This is a genomic window from Burkholderia metallica (assembly GCF_902832845.1).
GTDB lineage: Bacteria > Pseudomonadota > Gammaproteobacteria > Burkholderiales > Burkholderiaceae > Burkholderia > Burkholderia metallica.
Map to the genome: position 1 here is coordinate 721,247 of NZ_CADFDB010000001.1, position 17,088 is coordinate 738,334.

15 protein-coding genes are annotated in these 17,088 nt (G+C 69.0%); 8 read left to right on the forward strand and 7 right to left on the reverse strand.

The window, feature by feature from the left end; all coding sequences use genetic code 11:
* The first annotated feature begins 182 nt into the window (after positions 1–182).
* The gene (locus HWX08_RS03130) at positions 183–1,394 is read left to right on the forward strand and encodes an MFS transporter (RefSeq protein WP_174921794.1); all 1,212 of its coding nucleotides are present in this window, start codon (positions 183–185) and stop codon (positions 1,392–1,394) included.
* Positions 1,395–1,432: 38 nt separating this feature from the next.
* Complete coding sequence (locus HWX08_RS03135) at positions 1,433–1,909, forward strand: DUF3331 domain-containing protein (RefSeq protein ID WP_174921795.1); 477 nt, start codon at positions 1,433–1,435, stop codon at positions 1,907–1,909.
* 24 nt (positions 1,910–1,933) lie between these two features.
* On the opposite strand, the gene HWX08_RS03140 is transcribed toward HWX08_RS03135, so the two are convergent.
* A complete protein-coding gene (locus HWX08_RS03140; protein ID WP_174921796.1) occupies positions 1,934–3,136 on the reverse strand; it encodes a GNAT family N-acetyltransferase in 1,203 nt (400 codons plus the stop codon).
* A 223-nt stretch (positions 3,137–3,359) separates the two neighbouring features.
* Between HWX08_RS03140 and pdxR the strand changes: the two genes are divergently transcribed.
* From pdxR to HWX08_RS03170, 6 genes are all read left to right on the forward strand, one after another.
* Entirely contained in the window at positions 3,360–4,832 is a 1,473-nt protein-coding gene (gene pdxR, locus HWX08_RS03145) for a MocR-like pyridoxine biosynthesis transcription factor PdxR (RefSeq protein ID WP_069260131.1), read from the forward strand.
* A 422-nt stretch (positions 4,833–5,254) separates the two neighbouring features.
* Complete coding sequence (locus HWX08_RS03150; protein ID WP_174921798.1) at positions 5,255–6,100, forward strand: CPBP family intramembrane glutamic endopeptidase; 846 nt, start codon at positions 5,255–5,257, stop codon at positions 6,098–6,100.
* Positions 6,101–6,186: 86 nt separating this feature from the next.
* On the forward strand, positions 6,187–7,089 hold the full coding sequence (locus HWX08_RS03155) for a hypothetical protein (RefSeq protein ID WP_174921799.1): 903 nt from the start codon (positions 6,187–6,189) through the stop codon (positions 7,087–7,089).
* Positions 7,090–7,451: 362 nt separating this feature from the next.
* On the forward strand, positions 7,452–9,029 hold the full coding sequence (locus HWX08_RS03160; protein WP_175806976.1) for a trypsin-like peptidase domain-containing protein: 1,578 nt from the start codon (positions 7,452–7,454) through the stop codon (positions 9,027–9,029).
* Between the two features lie 409 nt (positions 9,030–9,438).
* On the forward strand, positions 9,439–10,650 hold the full coding sequence (locus tag HWX08_RS03165; protein ID WP_174923223.1) for an MFS transporter: 1,212 nt from the start codon (positions 9,439–9,441) through the stop codon (positions 10,648–10,650).
* Positions 10,651–10,796: 146 nt separating this feature from the next.
* Positions 10,797–11,342 carry a DUF4303 domain-containing protein gene (locus HWX08_RS03170; RefSeq protein ID WP_174923221.1) on the forward strand — a complete coding sequence of 182 codons (546 nt, stop codon included), beginning with the start codon at positions 10,797–10,799 and terminating at the stop codon, positions 11,340–11,342.
* Positions 11,343–11,398: 56 nt separating this feature from the next.
* Here the strand turns inward: HWX08_RS03170 and HWX08_RS03175 are convergent, their stop codons facing one another.
* The 6 genes from HWX08_RS03175 to HWX08_RS03200 all read right to left on the reverse strand — a co-directional run bounded on the left by HWX08_RS03175 (position 11,399) and on the right by HWX08_RS03200 (position 17,083).
* On the reverse strand, positions 11,399–12,097 hold the full coding sequence (locus HWX08_RS03175) for a fumarylacetoacetate hydrolase family protein (RefSeq protein ID WP_174923219.1): 699 nt from the start codon (positions 12,095–12,097) through the stop codon (positions 11,399–11,401).
* Positions 12,098–12,222: 125 nt separating this feature from the next.
* Positions 12,223–13,164, reverse strand: coding sequence for a helix-turn-helix transcriptional regulator (locus tag HWX08_RS03180; RefSeq protein WP_174923218.1), 942 nt, complete (start codon positions 13,162–13,164; stop codon positions 12,223–12,225).
* Between the two features lie 239 nt (positions 13,165–13,403).
* Positions 13,404–14,147, reverse strand: a complete 744-nt coding sequence (locus tag HWX08_RS03185) for an SDR family NAD(P)-dependent oxidoreductase (protein ID WP_208454943.1) — start codon at positions 14,145–14,147, stop codon at positions 13,404–13,406.
* 309 nt (positions 14,148–14,456) lie between these two features.
* Positions 14,457–15,242, reverse strand: a complete 786-nt coding sequence (locus HWX08_RS03190) for a YkgJ family cysteine cluster protein (protein WP_174923216.1) — start codon at positions 15,240–15,242, stop codon at positions 14,457–14,459.
* Positions 15,243–15,304: 62 nt separating this feature from the next.
* Positions 15,305–15,904, reverse strand: a complete 600-nt coding sequence (locus HWX08_RS03195; RefSeq protein WP_174923214.1) for a uracil-DNA glycosylase family protein — start codon at positions 15,902–15,904, stop codon at positions 15,305–15,307.
* A 126-nt stretch (positions 15,905–16,030) separates the two neighbouring features.
* Positions 16,031–17,083 carry a CmpA/NrtA family ABC transporter substrate-binding protein gene (locus HWX08_RS03200; protein ID WP_069260123.1) on the reverse strand — a complete coding sequence of 351 codons (1,053 nt, stop codon included), beginning with the start codon at positions 17,081–17,083 and terminating at the stop codon, positions 16,031–16,033.
* Positions 17,084–17,088 lie beyond the last annotated feature (5 nt).

Below are 17,088 nucleotides of genomic sequence, written 5' to 3' on the forward strand. Positions count from 1 at the left end.
CCGACAGCTTAGATCAGGACGCCGCACGCTGCATGGCGGCCCATTGCCGCGATCGACGGAACGGATCGTTGCGCACATTACCCCTTTACTTGAAGTGAACTTCAATTTGTATCATGTGCGCCAGTCCGATCGCGGCCGCGTGACGCATCCCGTTGCGCGCGGCCGGTTCAACGGAGGGGGAGATGACCGAATCGCCTGTCGCGGCCGAGGCCGCCACGCTGCCGTCGCGCAGCGACCGGGCCGCCGTCGCGAACGTCGTGTTGGCAAGCATCACGGCGGCGTTGCACGTCGGCAAGGCGACGATCGCGTTGCCGTCGCTCAGGCACGAGTTCGGCGGCTCGCTCGCATCGCTGAGCGCGATCATGTCGGTGTTTCCGTTCGTCGGCGTGTTCGGCGGCATCGCGGCCGGGCTGCTCGTGCGGCGCTGGGGCGACCGGCGGCTGCTGATCGCGGGCCTCGTCATCCTCGGGCTGTCGAGCGTCGCCGGCGCGTGGACCGGCAGCTTCGCCCTGCTGCTGGCCACGCGCTTCGCCGAGGGGCTCGGTTTCGTGATCGTGGTGGTTGCCGCGCCGGCCGTGCTGAATCGCGTGACGCCGCCCGAGCGGCGCAGCGTCGCGTTCGGACTGTGGAGCACGTTCATGCCGGCCGGCATGGCGCTGTCGATGCTGGTCGGGCCGCTGCTCGGCGGCTGGCGCAACGGCTGGCTCGCCGCCGCGGCGCTGACGCTCGTCGCTGCGGCAGCGGTGCCCGTGACGACGTCCGCCGATGCGCCGTCGCGGCAGGCAGCCGCGCCGCGCATCGGGCCCGCGCTGCGCGACGTGCTCGCATCGCGCGCGACCACGCTGCTCGCGCTGGGTTTCGCGACCTACAACGTGCAGTTCTTCGCGGTGATGACGTTCCTGCCGGTGTTCCTGATGCAGCGCCTCGGCGTCGCGGTCGGCGCGGCGGGGCTGATCAGCGCGGCGATCGTGGCCGCGTGCGTGATCGGCAACCTGACGGCCGGCTGGCTGCTGTCGCGCGGCGCGCGGCCGGGGCGCGTGATGGCCGCGACGTCGGTCGCGATCGGCGCGGCCGGCGCAGGGCTCTTCAGCGCGGCCACGCCGGCGCCGCTCGCGGTGGCGCTCGGCTTTGCGTTCTCGACGGTCGCCGGGATGCTGCCGGCGACGATCCTGGCGTGCGCGCCGGGCTCGGCGCCGACGCCGTCGCTGGCGCCGCTCAGCATCGGCTGGGTCGTGCAGGGCAACTATCTCGGGCAGGTGATCGGGCCGCTGGCGATCGGCGCGATCGTCGGCGCGTTCGGCTGGTCGGGCGGCATCGGGCTGATGCTCGCCGCGGCCGTCACCGGCGCGGCGATCGGTCTGTCGCTGCTGCGCGAACCGATGGGCCGGCGCTGAGCGCGGCGCCGTTCAACCTGCACGGAAATCCGTCAAGCATGCTCAACACCCTGGAAAGCCTGATTTGCGACGACGAACCGTCGTGCGATGCGCCGGCATGGCGCGAACCCGACGTGAAGCCGCCGCATGGCGGCGTCGCGCATCCGCGCATGACGATCGGCCGGAGGCCGGTTGCCGGGCACGCGATAGCGGCCGTCTCGCCGTTGCGCCCGCAACTGTTCGTCACGGTGCTGGAAGCCGGCGACGATGCGTTGCTGGTGCGTTGGGTCGAGAGCGGACGTTGCCATTACGGCGAACAGCGCTGGCGCTTGCGCGTCGCGCTGCAGCCGGGCCGCTGCGCGATCTCGGGGCAGCCGATCGAGCCGGGCGAGCCGGTGTTCCGGCCGGTGCGGCGGCCCGTGCCGGCCAACGGCGACGAGATGATCCGCCCGGCGTCGGTGCCGGGTGCGACCGGCGCGGTGGGCGACGTCGTGCCGGAAGACGACGCGCGCACGCCGGCCGACGTTCCCGGCTGAACGCGGGCCGGCAGCTGCGCCGCGTCAGGGCTTCACGTCGTGCCGGTACTGGATGAACCCGGCGTTGGTCGCGAGCTTGTCGTACAGCGCGCGCGCGGCCGTGTTGGTTTCGTGCGTGAGCCAGTACACGCGGCTCGCGCCGGCTTCGCGCGCATGGTCGTACACGGCCTCGATCAGCGCGCGGCCCGCGCCTTGTCCGCGTGCGTCGGGTGCCGTGTAGAGGTCCTGCAGGTAGCAGTACGGCCCTTCGGTCCAGCACGAGCGGTGGTAGATCGAATGCACGATCCCGACCAGCGCGCCCGATGCGTCGAATGCGCCGAGCACGAACATCGGCTCGGCCGGGTCCATCAGGCGCGCCCACGTCGTTGCGAACACCGCGTCGCTCAGCGCGGTGTCGTAGAACTTCTGATAACCCTGCCACAGCGGGCGCCACGCGGCTTCGTCGGCGGCGACGAGCGGGCGCACCGTGACGCGCGTCGCGTCGTTCGCACGGCTGCCCGCGTCGCGTGCGCTTGCCTGTGCGTGGCGGATCGCGGTGAGCGACCGGCGCTGCGCCCCTTGCGCGTCGAAGTTCTCCGGTGCGAGCCACGCGTCGAACGCGGCGCGGACATCCGGCCATTCGCCGTCGATGATCGAGAACCATGCGGTATCGCGATTGCGGCCGCGATAGATGATCGCCTGCCGGAACGTGCCTTCGTAGCGGAAGCCGAGCCGCGCGGCGGCCTTGCGCGACGGGAGGTTCAGGTCGTCGCACTTCCATTCGTAGCGGCGGTAGCCGAGCGTGTCGAACGCATACTTCATCAGCAGGAACTGCGCTTCGGACGAAACGGGCGTGCGCTTGAGCAGCGGCGAGAACGTGACGGAGCCGACCTCGATCACGCCGTTGGCCGGATCGATGCGCATCAGCGCGAGCGTGCCGACCGCGCGGCCCGTGGCGCGGTCGATCACCGTGTAGTGCAGCGGATCGGCGCTCGCCTGCGCGGTGCGCGCGTAGTCGCGGTAGCTCGCTTCGTCGCTGTACGGGCCGTGCGCGAGATAGGTCCAGTCGCTGCCGTCCGGCGCCTGGGCGTAGGCGGCGTACAGGTCGGCCGCGTGGCGCTCGGCGTCGAGCGGCTCGAGCCGGCAGTAGCGGCCTTCGAGCACGATGCGCTCCGGGCGCGGGCGCGCGGACCAGTCGGGAACGGGATGGCCGATGGGTTGCTGGAATTCGTTGGTGAGCGTGGACAAGGTCGATCTCGCTTCGGTTGGCGGCCGGCGACATGCCGGCATGCAGACGATCGTAGTCTCGGCGAGGTACCATGAGAAGCGCCAGAGAACGGCAAATTTATGGTGCCACGGGCGGTGCGTGATCGGCTGGCCGAAACCAGCCGTGCGCGACTGGCCGTGTGCAACTAGCCGTCCGCGACTGGCCGTCCGCCACCTTCCGACACTTTCAAGCTGCGATGTTCCGATGACGACTGCCTTTCCTCCCGGCGACGCGCCGTTGCTGCCGCTCGATGCGCCGCTGGCGCGCACGCCGGGCGCGCCTTCGCTGCAGCGCCAGCTGCTGCGCCGCGTGCGCGATGCAATTCTCGGCGGCGCGATGCCGGCCGGCACGCGGCTGCCCGGCACGCGCGCACTGGCCGAGACGCTCGGCGTGTCGCGCAACACGACGGCCGCCGTCTACGAGCAGCTCGTCGCCGAAGGCTTCCTGCAGTCCGACCGGCGCGGCACGCGGGTCGTCGGGTTGTCGCGCCCGGCGCCGCCGCGCCGGCGTGTCGCCCCGCCGGCCGTCGCGCAGCGGCTCGGCCGGATTCGTCCGAGCCGCATCGGCACCGGCGAATCGGAGGGCTTCCGGCCGGGCGTGCCCGCGCTGACGCATTTCCCGGCGGACGCGTGGCGCCACGCGATCGACCGCGCGCTGCGCCGCGCCGGCCGCGACCTGCTCGGCTATGGCGATCCGCTCGGCGAGCCCGGATTGCGCGAATCGATTGCACGCCACCTGGCCGTGACGCGCGGCGTGCGCTGCGATCCCGAGCAGATCGTGATCACGGAAGGCGCGCAGGGCGCGATTGCGCTGTGCGCGCAGTTGCTGACGAACCCGGGCGATACGGTGTGGGTGGAGGAGCCCGGCTATCGGGGCGCGCGCACCGCGATGCAGGCGGCCGACCTCGACGTCGTGCCGATGCCGGTCGACGCGGAAGGGCTGCGTGCGGAAGAGGACGACTGGCGCGAGCGCACGCCGCGGCTCGTCTATACGACCCCGTCGAACCAGTTTCCGACAGGCGCCGTGCTGTCGATCTCGCGCCGGCTCGCGCTGATCGATGCCGCGCGCCGGCATCGCGCGTGGATCATCGAGGACGACTACGACAGCGAATTCCGTCACACCGGTGAACCGATCGGCGCGATGCACGGGCTCGCGCCCGATTCGCCGGTCGTCTACCTCGGCTCGTTCAGCAAGACGATGTTTCCTGCGCTGCGGATCGGCTTTCTCGTGCTGCCCGACGCGCTGCTGGCCGCGGTGCGGCCGGTGCTGCCGGAGATGCTGCGCGGCGGCACTCGCCACGTGCAGCTCGCGCTGGCCGATTTCATCGAGACGGGCGAATACGGCCGCCATCTCGGGCGAATGCGCCGGCTGTATCGCGACCGGCGGCGCTTGCTGCTCGCCGCGCTCGACGGCAACCTGAGCGTGCCGCACCGGATCGAGGGCGGGCCGTGCGGGCTGCATCTCGCGCTGCGGTTGCCGGCGCGCTACCGCGATCGCGCGATCGTCGACGCGGCGCGTGCGCACGGCATCGGTCCGTTCCCGCTGTCGGGGTTTTCGATCGATGCGGCTTCGGCGGGCAACGGGCTCGTGCTCGGTTTCGGCAATACGTCGGCCGACGCGTTCGAACCGATGCTGCGGATGCTGTCGACGATCGCGCAGCAGGTGGGCGGGCATTGACGCGCGACGCGCCGCTTAGTCTCGGCAATATATCGAGATAATCGTTTGAATATTCAATTTTTAACAATCGGAATGATATTCGTCGGTTTCCGTCTTCGCTCCTGGTGCTGAATCGTGTAACGATTTGATCGTCAAGAATCGTCAATGGTGCTTGCCAGTACCAACGGGATGAGCGACGATCAATTCGCTGTAACAAACGGTTACTGATTGAAGAGTATTGAGCCGTCGTTCGCGACGGCCCGGTTTTATATTCCGTGATCGACGGTTTCCGTACTGGATGGATGCCGGAGAGCGGTAGGGGACGGGGCCAGGCGGGCAATGTGCGCGGAGAAATCATAAAAACCGGTCGTCACGACGATCGATGGCGGACAACCGAGACCGTGATCATCACGGAAGCCGTTCGCAAAACCATCACAATCCCGATGAAATCCGATTCAAATCGCTATTGCTTCCCGAATTTGCTGGAAGCATTTTTTATCGTCGTCGTGCTGATCATGGTCGAGTATCTGATGAACTCGATCATCTGGTCGGTCGGCCGAAGCGCCGGGCTTCAACCGATGGCGATTGCCAGCATCGGCCGCGTTCTCGCGAACGGGCTCGTATTTACCGTGCTGCTTCACCACGGCAAATTGACCTACCGCAGCCTGCTGCACGACAGCGTCGATTCCTGGCGCTCGACACTCGCGCGATTTTTCTTCCCCGTCCTGCTGATGACGCCGGGTCTGATGGTGGCGATCAGCGTGATTGAAGTCGGCGTCGGGCAATTGTTTCCATGGGGCGGAAGCGGATATGACGCCCGCGATGCTTATACGAACGGCGGCCTCGGTCTGATCGTATTGATCTGCGTGATTGCACCGGTAGTCGAAGAAATGCTGTTTCGCGGCGTGATGCTGCGCAGCTTCTTGCGACAGTATCCGGAGGGCACGGCCATCGCGCATTCGGCCGCGGTGTTCGGTCTCGCCCACCTGAACGTGTATCAGTTCGTTCTGGCATTCGGGCTCGGATTGTTGATCGGGAAACTGTATGCGGCCACGCGCTCGCTGCTGCCGGGCATCCTGATCCACGCCTGCTACAACACCGCTGTCGTGATCGTCGCGCTGAACACGCCGTTCGATTTTTCCAGGGAAAGCCTTTTGACCATCTGGCCGACCGCGTGGTGGTTCGGCGCGCTCGCGGCCGGCGTGATCGGTGCGTGTCTTCTGGTCAAGGCGCTCGATGCGCTAAGGATGGCGCAAGCAGATACGTCGGGCAGCAACGCGTTGCGTTGAATGTTGCGGCGGCAAGCGCTCGCGTGCATTCACCGAATGCCGTCGTCGCGCAGTCATTTTTCAAAACGAGAGAACAGGAGCAAGTCATGCGGGGAATGCAGGTCTGGTTGGCGAGTGTGGCAAGCACGGCGTTGCTGTTGACGGCGTGCGGCGGCGGCGATGACGGCGCGGCCAAGACGGGAAGCAATGCATCGAACACCGATACGGCCGGGACGCCGACGGCCACGTCGCCTGCCGCGCCGCCGCCCGGGTCGTCGACACAGCCGTCGGTCCAGACGGCCTGTCGCCCGAACGGCAGCTTCAGCTATTCGGGCTCGGCGCCGCCCGTCGCCGCGAACAACGGCCAGCTGGCGGTGCTCGTGGTGCCGAATCTGCCGAGCGAATACGCGAAGAACCGCAACATGACGGCCGCCAATGTGCCCGCGGCGAGCCTGGTTCAGCAGCCGAGCGGGGCGTTTACGACGCTTGCATCGTCGGCGGCGGCCACCGACTGTCTTGGGCTCGACCACGGTGCCGTCACCGACATCCAGAGCGTCGGCACCGACGTCGCGATCGGCCGCTGGAATCGTGCGATGGATACCGACGGCAATACCTATACCGATACGCAAGGCGTTCACTACGCGGTCGGTACGCCGCTGTCGTTGCCCGCCACCGGCGGTGTGCTTGCGTGTACCCAGGTGATTGCCGACACGGTGGCGAGCAACATTGGCGATACGGACGGCACGCTCGTTTCGGGTTCGGCCACGCTGGACCCGGCCACGCGCATGCTCACCGCACTGAACCTGTCGATCAAGCTGAACTCCGCCCAATACCCGCTGACGTACACGCAAGTGCCGTTGAACGGCGTGCTGAACACCTCCGGACCCGCGACGATTCAGTCGATCGTCGTCGGGCATGACGCGGCCCAGCCGCTGGTGGCCGTCGGTTACTCGGTTGCGTTGCCGACTACGCGAGGGGTGGGTGGGGTGGCGATCCTCTCGTGCCACTGACCGGGGCCGGCTCGGTCGTGCGCACGCACGCCGGCCGATAAAGGACGAGCGGGCGCGTGCATGCGGCCTGTCGACGACGCACGGCAGGCTGACGCGCGGTGACCGGCCGCAACGACGGCGCCAACGATGCGCCGCCTGCGTGCGTGTCGCTGCGTGGTGGATGTGCGGATTGACGAACCGCTCACTTTGTTCGAAACGAACGCCGTCGCGGCTCCGCGTCTGCCGTGCCGCCCGGCATTCGGGTTTCGATTCGTATGTTCGAACAGGCCGCGTGGACTATAAATGGATGCGTGTACCGGTGCTTGTCGGGCGCCTGCGCGTCTCGCGCATGTCGGCGTTGCGACTCCCGGGGGAGGTGCACCGTGGTTCGCCAGACGCTTGCTCGCGCCGTGCTTCGCACCGCGTTGATCGGGGGCGTGTTTGCCGGCAGTTTGCTGCCCGCGCCGGCCGCCCTTGCCGGAAACCTCTCGCCGCCCGTCGCGCCGCATGCGATCAAGCAGCGGACGGCTGCCGCGCCGTATGCGGTGCCGGTCGACTTTCCGGCGATCGTCGACCGCTACGGCCCGGCGGTCGTGACCATCATGACCGCCGCACCCGAGCAGCAGGCCGGCGGCCCGTCCTTCGCGATTCTCGATCCCGACGATCCGCTCGCCGCGTTCTTCCGGCGCGACGCACCGCCGCCCGCGCAGGGCCAGCAGGCGCAGCCGCAGGCACCGGCGCCCGACACGTCGCCGCGCGCGGTATCGGGCAGCGGCTCGGGTTTCATCGTCAGCGCCGACGGGCTGATCCTCACCTCCGCGCACGTGGTCGCCGATGCGAGCGACGTGACCGTGCGGCTCACCGACCGCCGCGAATTCAAGGCGACCGTGCTGGCCGTCGATTCGCAAAGCGACGTGGCCGTGTTGCGGGTCAATGCGACGAAGCTGCCGTTCGTGCGCGTCGGCGATTCGTCGAAAGTCCGCGCGGGCGAACCGGTGATGACGATCGGCGCGCCGGACGGTTCGGGCAACACGGTCACGGCCGGCATCGTCAGCGCGACGTCGCACCGGCTGCCGGACGGCAGCGCGTTCCCGTTCTTCGAAACCGACATCGCGCCGAACCCCGACAACTCGGGCGGCCCCGTATTCAATCGAGCGGGCGACGTGATCGGCATCGCGGTGCAGGTCTATACGGGTACCGACCGCTACGCGAGCATGACGTTCGCGATCCCGATCGCGTTTGCCGCAAAGGTGCGTGCGCAACTGCAGAAGCAGATGCAGGCGCAGCAGGAACCGCAGGCGCCGGACGCTTCGTCGTCGGGCAATGCGATCGGCGTCGACGTGCAGGACGTCGGCATCGGGCTGGCCGCGGCGTTCGGATTGCCGCGTCCGGCGGGCGCGCTCGTCAACGGTGTCGCCCCCGGCTCGCCGGCCGCCGCGGCCGGCGTGAGGCCCGGCGACGTGATCGTGAAGCTCGGCGACAGGACGATCGGCCGCTCGGCCGAGCTGAACGATGCGGCCGCCGCGCTGCCGTCCGGCCAGAAGACGCCGCTGCGGCTGATCCGCAACCGCGCGCCGGTGATGCTGACCGTCACGGGCGCCGACGAAGCCGCCGGCAACGCGGGCCCGGCCGCCGGCACGGCCGCGCCGAAGGCGGCCGCGCGACCCCGGCCGGGCGGCGCGGCGAGCGATGGCGGCGACCGCCTCGGGCTGACGATGCACGCGTTGAGCGACGACGAACGCCGTTCGACGGGGCTTGCGGTCGGGATGATGGTGGACGCGGTACACGGCCCGGCGGCCAACGCGGGCATCCTGCCGGGCGACGTCGTACTGGAACTGAACGACACGCTGCTCGAAACGCCGGACGACGTACCGTCGCTCGAAGCGAACGGCGGCAGCGTGATCGCCGTGCTGATCCAGCGCAACAACGCGCGCAAGTTCGTGTCGGTGCGGGCGCGCTAGGGTCTGCTCACGCTAACGTGCGTTGCGGGCCGCATTACTGCGTCGCGCGTCGCTTGTTTGGCTCGGCCGAACGGCGCTCCTTGCTTCTTGCTCGCGCCCGAAGGAAGTCCCCTTGTGGGACAGCCGGCAACGCTCGTTCGCATGCCCGCAATTGGCGTGAACGGCCCCCCAGGGCGTTGACGCGGCCGGTATCGTCCGCCTACCATCGTCCGGTATCGTTCAGCACGGCACGCAGTCAACCCGGCAATCAGGAGCCATCCGGCATGCACGCAGCTCACTTCATCGTAGTATTCCCGAGGCGCAGGGTCCGGTAGCGACACTACGCCGGCACCCATGCGCCCCCGACTCGATCGGGGGCTTTTTTTTGCATTGCGCACGGCCGCGCGGCACGTGCGCGGAGGCCATCCGCTTGCCATCGAACCTGCCGATCGTGTCCGAACGGGCGTCGCCGCGATTCGCGACGCTGATCCTGCTGTGCGCGTGCTCGGTGCTGCCGCTGAGCCTGTTCCTGCCGTCGCTGCCGGCGATCGCGCGCGACCTGCGCGCCGACTATGCGCTCGTCGCGCTGTCGCTCGGCGGCTATGCGGCGATGGCCGCGTCGCTCGAATTCGTGACGGGGCCGCTGTCGGACCGGTTCGGGCGGCGGCCGGTCGTGCTGGCGAGCGTCGGCGTGTTCGCGCTCGGCTCGCTCGGCTGCGCGATGGCGACCGACGTTCGCGTGTTTCTCGCCTGCCGGCTGATGCAGGCGGCGATCACGTCGGTCTATCCGGTGTCGATGGCGACGATCCGGGATACCGGCGGCGGTGCGCGCGCGGCGAGCCGGATCGGCTATGCGGCGACCGCCGCCGCATTCGCGCCGATGCTCGGTCCGACGCTCGGCGGCGCGCTCGACCAGACGACGGGCTGGCGGGCGATCTTCTGGCTGCTCGGCATGACGGGCATCGCGCTGTTCGTCTGGTGTGCGTTCGATCTCGTCGAAACCCATGCGAACCGGTCGTCGAGCGTCGGGCAGCAGCTTCGCGCGTATCCGGCGCTGCTGCGTGCGCGCCGCTTCTGGGCCTATGCTCTCTGCATGGCGTTTTCCACCGGCTCGTTCTATGCGTTCCTGGCCGGCGCGCCGCTCGCCGCGCAAACGGTGTTCGGCATCGCGCCGGCGGAAATCGGTTTCTACATGGGCACCATCACAGCCGGCTTCGTGTGCGGCAGCTTCCTGAGCGCGCGTTACGCGCGCCGCTACGCGCCGGCGACGACGATCCTGTGCGGGCGTGTCGTCGCGTGCGCGGGTCCGTCGACCGGCCTCGCGCTGTTGTTCGGCGGCGCGACGCACGCGATCGCGTGGTTCGGGCCGTGCGTGCTGGTCGGCATCGGCAACGGGCTGAGCAATCCCGCCGCGCATGCCGGCGCGGTGTCGGTGCGCCCGGAACTGGCCGGCAGCGCGTCGGGGCTGGCCGGCGCGATGACGATCGCCGGGGGCGCCGCGCTTTCGTCGCTGACCGGCGCGGTGCTGACGGCCGGCAACGCGGGCTATGCGCCGCTGGCGATGATGCTGGGATCGGCCGCGATTGCGTTGGCGGCGGCCGTCTGCGTGCGGACGTTAGACGCGCGGGACGCCGGGCGGTGAGCGCGGGCGCGTGGCGGCGGGTACGGGTACGGGCCCGCTACCGTGGCGGGGACGATTGGCGGACAATCGATTGAATACCGGCAGACGACGATCCCTGCGTGCGCAAGGCATTCCCGGCGCGCGAAGGGCGATTGGACGAGGATGTGATGAGCGACTTTTCTGATTTCCAGCGGGAGATTGCCGACGCCGCGAGAGCGACATTCAGGGCGCTGCGGGCGTTGCATCCGGACGAGCATTTCTACGCGTTCGCGCTTTACACCGACAGCGGTGCGATGACGGTGGTGCCGGCGGCCAATTCGGTCGAAGGGCTGCGCCGGATGCGCACGCAACAGGCGATCGCGGACGACGATCCGGCGCCGTGGTGCACGTGGGGTTTTGCCGAATGGGCGTACGCGGCGGCGGAGGCTTCACCGTTCAATGCGCTCTGCGGAAAGCTGGCCGACGAGGTACTGAGCCCGCAGTTCGTGCAGTCGAGATTCGCGGAATTTTCGCGGCAATTGCACGCCGACATGATCGAGGCATTGCGGCTGCTCGATCGCGACGGCCTGTTCGGCACGGGCGAAGCCCGGGCGGCAATCACGCTGTTCGTGTCGATCAGCGACGACGACGCGGCCGACGCGCTGGAAAACGAATCGGCGAAAGCGCTGAATCCGCCGGCCGTCGCCGACGCATTCCTGCGCCGCTACGACTGACCGGCATCGCGACGGCGCACGGCGCCCCGGAACGGGGGGCCGCCGTGCAGGCCGCGTTACGGCGTCGCGCCCACGACGAATTCGAACGTTGCGACACCGTCGACGCCGCCCGTCACGCGGTCGCCCGGTTGCAGCGCGCCGACACCCGCCGGCGTGCCGGTGAAGATCAGGTCGCCGGCCTTCAGCTCGACCGAGCGCGACACGGACGCGATCACGTCGGGCACGGCCCAGATCATGTCGGCCAGGTCGCCTTGCTGGCGCGGCTCGCCGTTGACCGCGAGCCAGATGCGGCCCGTTGCCGGGTGACCGGTGGCCGCGGCCGGGCGCAGCGCGGTCACGGGGCCCGATGCGTCGAAGCCTTTCGCCCAGTCCCACGGCCGGCTCAGTTTCTTCGCTTCGGCCTGCAGGTCGCGGCGCGTGAGGTCGACGCCGACGCCGTAGCCCCACACGTGCGACAGCGCGTCGGCCGGATCGATCGACCGGCCGTCCTTGCCGATCGCGACGACCAGCTCGATTTCATGGTGGAGATCGTTCGTCAGCGGCGGATAGGGGACGGTCCCGCGGGCCGGGACGATCGCGTCGGCCGGCTTCATGAAGAAGAACGGCGGTTCGCGGTCGGGATCGGCGCCCATTTCGCGCGCGTGGTCGGCGTAGTTGCGGCCGACGCAGAAGACGCGGTGCAGCGGAAAGCGCGCGGACGACTGGTCGACTTCGACGGAAGGACGCTCGGCAGCGTCGATGACATAAGCGGACATCGGATGGCCTCGTTCGGTGAAAGGACGATTGCCGCGCCCATGCAGCGCACGGGCCGGCATGCGTGCAACGATACCCGACGCCCGCGCGGCCGGATGCGACGCAACTGCGTTTTACCGGGACAAAACTACGCGTCGGCGGTAGCGGCCGTGTCGTCGCCGTCCGGCAGCGCCGCGTTCGCGTCGCGATACGCCTTCGGCGACATGCCGACCCGCGCGCGGAAGCGCCGCGCGAAATACCCTTCGTCGCGGAAGCCGACCGAGCGTGCGATGTCCGCGATGCGCCGGCTCGTGTGGGCCAGCAGCGACTGCGCGAGCGCGATCCGGCGTTCGGTCACGAGATCGGTGAACGTGCTGCCGGTTTCCTTGCGGACCAGGTGCGCGAGGTAGTTGGGCGACAGGAACGCGGCCTCGGCGGTCGCGGCGAGCGTCAGGTCCTCGCGGGTCAGGTTGGCGCGCACGTGGCGCAGCACGCGCGCGAGCGCGTCGCGCCGGCCCGCGCGCTGGGCGCCGCGCTGCGCGAGCTTGTCGAGCGCGCCCGCGTACTGCGTGCAGACGAGCCCGATCAGTTGCAGCAGGTAGCCGCGCAGCAGCGTGGTCGAGCCGAACGTGCGCACGCGATCGGTGTCGAGCATGCACAGCGCGAGGCGGCGCGCTTCGTCGTAGGCGTCGCCGGTCAGGATGAAGTCGAGGTGTTCCTGGAAGCGGAACGGCGTCAGCTCGGGAAAGCGGTGCGCGGGCACGTCCTCGAGGTCGAGCGGATCGACGTCGAGATCGGCGCGCAGGAACGCCTGGCTGAAGTTGATCACGATGAAGTGCGCGCCTTCCGGATGCGGGATCAGGTGCTCGCGGTGCGGCAGCACGAACGCGAGCGCGCCGCGCGGAAACGGCCGTGTGACGCCGCCGATCCGTTGCTCGGTGTCGCCGCCGAGATTGAACTGGATCTGGAAATACGCGTGCCGGTGCGGCTCGGTGATCGCCTGGCGCGACGCCTGGTCGCGGATGTAGAAGTCGAGCCGGTCGCTGCGTTCGGGCATCCCGTACAGGCGCGGCGGGGCGGTGGAGGGCATGAAGGATTCTGCTGGTCGTGACGCGGTTGAGCCGCGATGGTACAGCGAAACCGGCCTGCGCCGGGCAGCACGGAGAATCCGCGGCCGCGGCGGCGGCGGGATCGTGCCCCTTGGCCGGCAATGGCCCCAGCGTCGAATGGCGGGGCCACGCGCCGAACGGCGGCGTCGACAGGTGCGACGCCGGCCGGCGGAGCGTGAAGCGGTGACGGAGCCGGTGACTGAGCCCGGTACCGGGCCCGTTACTGAGCCGTATAGCCGCCGTCGACCATCAACGACGATCCATTGACGAACGACGCGTCGTCGCTGGCGAGAAACAGCACGGCGCTCGCCACTTCGTCCGCTTTGCCGAGACGCCCCATCGGATGCAACGCGATCAGCGCCTGTTTTTGCGCGGCCGGCGCGTCTTTCAGCAGCGGCGTGTCGATATACCCGGGACACACGGCATTCACGCGAATGTCGTGCTGACCATAGTCGATCGCGAGCGTCTGCGTGAGGAGCTTCACGCCGCCTTTCGCGGCGGCATAGGCGGTCACGCCCGATTTCCCGACGTGACTGTGGATCGAGCCGCAATTGACGACGACACCGCCGCCTTGCTTGCGCATTTGCTGAATCGCATATTTATCGCAAAGATAAACGCCGGTCAGGTTGATATCGATCGTCTTTTTCCATGCGGATTCGTCGAGATGTTCGATGCAATCGTCGACTGCGATGCCGGCATTGGCGAACATGATGTCGACGCGCCCGTAAATTCGGACGGTTTCAGCTATCAGTTTCTGAACGGCTTCGCTATCCGTTACGTCCGTACGAATATACGTCGCCTTTCCGCCATTTTCGACGATCTCGCCGGCGAGCCGCTCGCCCCGGTCCGTCAGGTCGGCAATCACGACACTGGCGCCTTCGCGCGCAAACACGCGCACCGTCGCTTCACCAATACCGCTTGCACCACCGGTGACGATCGCAACCTTGTTATCGAAACGCATCATTGCACTCCTCGAGCTCATGCTCTTTATTCAATGAGAGTAATGAGGCTAGCACAATGAATGAGAATGAATATTGAGGTGAGATTATCTCGATTTAAATGCCGGGTTTATTTCGATAACGTCGAGATTTGATGGATTTTCTATTGAGCGATGATGGCGGAAATGGGAAAAATCGTAGAAACCGATTGCGCCGGACGCGATGCGGCGGGATGACATCGTGATGTTCCGGGATGCGACGCAGACTCGGGGCCGTGCCGCGCGGAAACGGCCCCACGCGGAAACGGCCCCATGACACTGCCGTCGCCGCTGCGATTACCCGCCGGGATGAAAGCCGAGGTAGTGGGTGCGCGGACCGGGTTCGCTTGCCGCAAGCCGGCTGGACGCACCGACGGATGCGAGCGCTTCGGCCGTCGCAGTACGGTTCGTCAGTAGCGTCCAGGTTGCCGGTGCGACGGTGTCGTTGGCTTTCGCCGCCGCGTGCAGATCGGTCAACGCGGCGAGCAGCTCGCCGGCAGGCGGGGCATGGATCACGAACCCTTCGTTGGCCACGGCCGCCGTGTCGATCCCCAGCACCGTACACAACCGCGCCCGCAGCGGCGTTTCGGCTTCGCTCGCCGCCCGCGAACGCGCGATGTCGTCGCGCGTGGCCGCGTCGACGATCGTGCCGCCTCGCACGAACGGCGTCTGCTGCCACGCGTCGGGCGTGCATTGCTTGCCGTCCGGCACCAGCGGCACGAACGGATTCACTTCGGCCGGATAGATCCGGCACACGAGCGGGCGCTCGTCGTAGATCGCGCACCGCAGGTCGTCGCGCAGGTTCGGGCACGGCCCGGCATGGGTCGCGGTGAGCATGACCGTGATGCGCACGGGCAGCGAGCCGCTGAGCGCGGCGCTCGAGCGCACGCGCTTGTACGCGGCGAATGCGTCGTGGGGCTCGGGCTCGACGAGCCACGGCATCGCGTCGCACAGCAGCTCCACGTGGCCGCCGCGCCGCAGCCATGCGGCGGCCTCGTCGATCGTCAGCGGAATGCGCAGGTCGCGGCAGCATCCGCCGCAGCCGTTGCAGGCAAAGTCGAGATCGGTAGGGGTGTCGTTCATGCTGGATTCGATATGGATAACGTGGGGTGTCGCAACGCGGCGCGACGCGGCGGCGATTGCGTTTACCGCGCGACCAGCGGCGCGACCCTGCGCCGCAGTTCCGGCACGACCTCGGCGTCGAACCACGGGTGGTGCTTGAACCACGCCTGGTTGCGCGGAGACGGATGCGGCAGCGGCAGCACGTCGGGGCCGTGGTCGCGCCACGCGCGCACGGTGTCGGTCAGCGTGGCCTGGCGCGCGTCGCGCAGGAAATGCCGCTGCGCGTACTGGCCGATCAGCAGCGTGAGCCGGATCGACGGCAACTCGGCGAGCAACCGGTCGATCCACAGCGGCGCGCACTCGGGGCGCGGCGGGTTGTCGCCGCCGGCGCCTCGGCCCGGGTAGCAGAAGCCCGTCGGCACGATCGCGAAGCGCGTCTCGTCGTAGAAGGTGTCGGCGTCGACGTCGAGCCAGCCGCGCAGGCGCTTGCCGCTCGCGTCGTCCCACGGGATGCCGCTCGCATGGACGCGTGCGCCCGGCGCCTGCCCGACGATCAGGATGCGCGCGTCGCGATGGGCACGCACGACAGGGCGCGGGCCGAGCGGCAGGTCGGCTTCGCAGGCACGGCACGCGCGGATTTCGGTGAGCAGCACGTCGAGCGGCGCGCGCGCGGGTTTCGGCATCGAATCGGATCGGGGACGGAGTGGTCATGCGGCGTCGGCCGGCGAGCCTGCCGGGCACGGGCGCCGGCAGGCGGCCCGGACAGGCGTGGCGCGGGAGCGCGCGTCGCCTGCATCACGCGGCGCGTGTCACGCCCGCGACGGGCCCGGTGCGCCGCTTTCGGCGACGGCAGCATCATACAACGCGGTTTGCGCGATCGCGCCGGCGATTTCCGCGTCGTCGTGCGAGCCGTCAAGCATGCCCCAGCGCCGGTACTGGGACAGGAACCACTGGCATTCGCACGGATTGGGGCGGTTCACCGCGCCGCCGTCGTGGAAGCGGATCGGCAGCGGCGGCACGGCGAACGGCCCCGATCCGTAGTCGCCGAGCAGGCGCGGCGCGATCAGCCGGGCCGGCACGCCGAGCGCGTCGGGCGACGCGAGCCAGTCGGCCGCGTCGCGCCGGTGCGCGGCGCTGTCGAGCCATGCGCACGCATCGACGAGCGTGCGGATCAGCGCGCGCGCGGTGGCCGGATACAGCGCGACGAAATCGCGCCGCGTCGCGAGCACTTTTTCCGGATGATCGGGCCAGATCTCGCTCGTGACGGCGACGGTCCGCCCCGCGCCGCACGCTTCGGCCACCGCATGCCACGGCTCGCCGGCGCAGAAGCCGTCGAGTTCGCCGCCGGCGAGCGCGGCCACCATCTCGGGCGGCGGGATCACGACGCTGCGCACGTCGCGCAGCGGATCGACGCCGTGTGACTCGAGCCAATGGTTCAGCCACATCGCATGCGTGCCGGTGGGGAACGTCTGCGCGAGCAGCGGCTTGCGGCGAAGTGTCGCGAACGCATCGCGCACGCTGCCGCTGCCGCGATAGGCGTCGGCGAGGCCGCGCGACAGCGAGATCGCCTGGCCGTTGCGGTTCAGCACCATCAGCGCGGCCATGTCGGCCTGCGGGCCGCCGATTCCGAGCTGCAGCCCGCACACGAGCCCGTACAGCGCATGCGCGGCGTCGAGCTCGCCGCTCAGCAGCTTGTCGCGCACGGCGGCCCACGACGGCTGGCGGCTGAGCTCGAGCGTGAGGCCGTGCCGCGCGCCGAGATTCAGGCGCTGCGCGACGATCAGCGGCGCCGCGTCGCTCAGCGCGACGAACCCGAGGCGAAGATGTGCGCGTTCCGGCGCGGCGGGAGAGGAGGTATCCATGGCGT